The sequence below is a fragment of the Psychrobacter sp. AOP5-GZ1-6 genome, from assembly GCF_052376345.1.
GTDB lineage: Bacteria > Pseudomonadota > Gammaproteobacteria > Pseudomonadales > Moraxellaceae > Psychrobacter.
The window spans coordinates 1-3,071 of the sequence record NZ_JBQSVP010000210.1 but is presented as its reverse complement, the minus strand read 5'-3'; the positions used below and the strand labels follow the sequence as shown (position 1 = coordinate 3,071).

Genomic DNA, 3,071 nt, shown 5'->3' with positions numbered 1-3,071 from the left:
TTCTGTTTTATACAGAACTTATGACTCGACGAGAGCATAGGAACTATTTAAAAACATAGATATGAGTCTGGGTTAAGAAGCGCGTGTTCACGCGCACTTCTTAACCTTAGTAATCGACCTCTTAACGACATCAGTTGTTATCCCAGGGGTTGGTTACTAAAAAAGTAAAGAGAACTGAATCAAGCGTATAAACATAGGTGATATCGTTATCATAATTAGATTGTATGACACTTTGAAGTCGTAAGACTACTTGGGGTTGTATGGTCAAGTAATGAAGCGCACATGGTGGATGCCTTGGCAGTCAGAGGCGATGAAAGACGTGACAGCCTGCGATAAGCTTCGGGGAGGCGGCAATATCCTGTGATCCGGAGATTTCTGAATGGGGAAACCCACCTAGCATAAGCTAGGTATCCTAATTTATTAGGAAGCAAACGAGGGGAAGTGAAACATCTCAGTACCCTTAGGAAGAGACATCAATTGAGATTCCCCTAGTAGCGGCGAGCGAACGGGGAGAAGCCGATTAGTGCTAATGTAGAAGAACAGCGTGGGAAAGCTGACCGTAGTAGGTGATAGTCCTGTATTCGAAACATTAGCGTTAACATATTAAGTAGAGCGGGGCACGAGAAATCCTGTTTGAAGATGGGGGGACCATCCTCCAAGGCTAAATACTCCTGACTGACCGATAGTGAACCAGTACCGTGAGGGAAAGGCGAAAAGAACCCCTGTGAGGGGAGTGAAATAGAACCTGAAACCGTGTGCGTACAAGCAGTGGGAGCCACCTTGCGTGGTGACCGCGTACCTTTTGTATAATGGGTCAGCGACTTATATTCTGTAGCAAGGTTAACCATTTAGGGGAGCCGTAGGGAAACCGAGTCTTAATAGGGCGTCTAGTTGCAGGGTATAGACCCGAAACCGAGTGATCTATCCATGAGCAGGTTGAAAGTGCCGTAACAGGCACCGGAGGACCGAACCCACTGTCGTTGAAAAGCCAGGGGATGACTTGTGGATAGGGGTGAAAGGCTAATCAAACTCGGTGATAGCTGGTTCTCCCCGAAAGCTATTTAGGTAGCGCCTCGGACGAACACCATTGGGGGTAGAGCACTGTTTCGGCTAGGGGGTCATACCGACTTACCAAACCGATGCAAACTCCGAATACCGATGAGTGATATCCGGGAGACACACGGTGGGTGCTAACGTCCATCGTGGAGAGGGAAACAACCCAGACCGCCAGCTAAGGCCCCAAATTCCTAGTTAAGTGGGAAACGAGGTGGGAAGGCATAGACAGCTAGGAGGTTGGCTTAGAAGCAGCCATCCTTTAAAGAAAGCGTAATAGCTCACTAGTCGAGTCGGCCCGCGCGGAAGATGTAACGGGGCTCAAACTAGGAGCCGAAGCTGCGGATTTGAATTTGTTTTCAAGTGGTAGGGGAGCGTTGTGTAAGCCTGTGAAGGTGTGTTGTAAAGCATGCTGGAGGTATCACAAGAGCGAATGCTGACGTGAGTAACGATAATGCGAGTGAAAAGCTCGCACGCCGGAAGATCAAGGGTTCCAGTCCAACGTTAATCGGGGCTGGGTGAGTCGACCCCTAAGGCGAGGCCGAAAGGCGTAGTCGATGGGAAATCGGTTAATATTCCGATACTTGTTTATAATGCGATGGAGGGACGGAGAAGGTTATGTCAGCCTGGCGTTGGTTGTCCAGGTGAAAGGATGTAGGTTTATAGCTTAGGTAAATCCGGGCTATTCTATACCGAGATCTTATAGCAAGTCTTACTTGTAAGACGAAGTGGCAAATACCATGCTTCCAGGAAAAGCTTCTAAGCAATAGTTATAAACGAATCGTACCCTAAACCGACACAGGTGATCAGGTAGAGAATACCAAGGCGCTTGAGAGAACTCTGCTGAAGGAACTAGGCAAAATGGTACCGTAACTTCGGGAGAAGGTACGCTGTTGATGGTGATAGGACTTGCTCCTTGAGCTGTTGGCAGTCGCAGATACCAGGCTGCTGCAACTGTTTATTAAAAACACAGCACTCTGCAAACACGAAAGTGGACGTATAGGGTGTGATGTCTGCCCGGTGCTGGAAGGTTAATTGATGGGGTTAGCGTAAGCGAAGCTCTTGATCGAAGCCCCAGTAAACGGCGGCCGTAACTATAACGGTCCTAAGGTAGCGAAATTCCTTGTCGGGTAAGTTCCGACCTGCACGAATGACATAATGATGGCAGCGCTGTCTCCAGCAGAGACTCAGTGAAATCGAAATCGCAGTGAAGATGCTGTGTACCCGCGGCTAGACGGAAAGACCCCGTGAACCTTTACTACAGCTTTACATTGAACTTTGACCTGACTTGTGCAGGATAGGTGGGAGGCTTTGAAACCGAGACGCTAGTCTTGGTGGAGCCAATCTTGAAATACCACCCTGGTCATGTTGGGGTTCTAACTCAGGTATAACAATACCGAGGACAATGTATGGTGGGTAGTTTGACTGGGGCGGTCTCCTCCTAAAGAGTAACGGAGGAGTACGAAGGTGCGCTCAGACCGGTCGGAAATCGGTCGTAGAGTATAAAGGCAAAAGCGCGCTTAACTGCGAGACCCACAAGTCGAGCAGGTACGAAAGTAGGTCTTAGTGATCCGGTGGTTCTGTATGGAAGGGCCATCGCTCAACGGATAAAAGGTACTCTGGGGATAACAGGCTGATACCGCCCAAGAGTTCATATCGACGGCGGTGTTTGGCACCTCGATGTCGGCTCATCTCATCCTAGGGCTGAAGCAGGTCCTAAGGGTATGGCTGTTCGCCATTTAAAGAGGTACGCGAGCTGGGTTTAGAACGTCGTGAGACAGTTCGGTCCCTATCTACCGTGGGCGTTGGAAATTTGAGAGGATCTGCTCCTAGTACGAGAGGACCAGAGTGGACGAACCACTGGTGTTCGGGTTGTCATGCCAATGGCATTGCCCGGTAGCTACGTTCGGATGGGATAACCGCTGAAAGCATCTAAGCGGGAAGCCCACCTCAAGATTAGATTTCCCTAAAGAGCCGTTCAAGACTAGGACGTTGATAGGCAGGGTGTGGAAGCGCAG

Annotated in this window: 1 rRNA gene; it reads left to right on the top strand. The window is 49.3% G+C overall.

The window, feature by feature from the left end:
* Positions 1-262: 262 nt before the first annotated feature.
* Positions 263-3,071, top strand: a 23S ribosomal RNA gene (locus ACT3RN_RS15060); the annotation flags it as partial.